At 42.9% G+C, this 352-nt stretch carries 1 pseudogene; it reads right to left on the bottom strand.

The window, feature by feature from the left end:
* Positions 1–268 (bottom strand): annotated as a pseudogene (locus AN214_RS21985) (IS3 family transposase); the annotation flags it as partial.
* Between the last annotated feature and the right edge of the window lie 84 nt (positions 269–352).

The raw sequence follows: 352 nt of genomic DNA, 5'->3' as shown, positions 1-352 counted from the left end.
GATAGGACTCGCATTCTTTCGTTGGCAGGTAAGTGATATCCGCCACCCATAATTGCTCTGGACGAGTTAATTCAATCCCATCTTTTATGGTGTTTGGGTGTTTATAAAATCGATGCAGGCTCTGTGTTGTTCGGTGATAAGCGCGTTTAGTTAGCTCTAATAAGCGGTTTACTCTCAGTAAGGAAAACAAGTGGTCTCGGCCTATGTGTAGCTCTGACTGTTGCATTATGTACTGTAACTTTCTGGTACCAATGCGAGGATGTGTCATCCGCTGTGCCTTTACGAACGATAATACTCGTTGCTCAAACTGCTCTTTTATTACCGCCACTTTACAGCGTTTATAATAAGCTTG

Origin of the sequence: Pseudoalteromonas sp. P1-9 (assembly GCF_001399975.1) — a bacterium.
Taxonomy (GTDB): Bacteria; Pseudomonadota; Gammaproteobacteria; order Enterobacterales; family Alteromonadaceae; genus Pseudoalteromonas.
The sequence above is the reverse complement of the archived record's forward strand: the minus strand, read 5'-3'. Positions and strand labels throughout refer to the sequence as shown.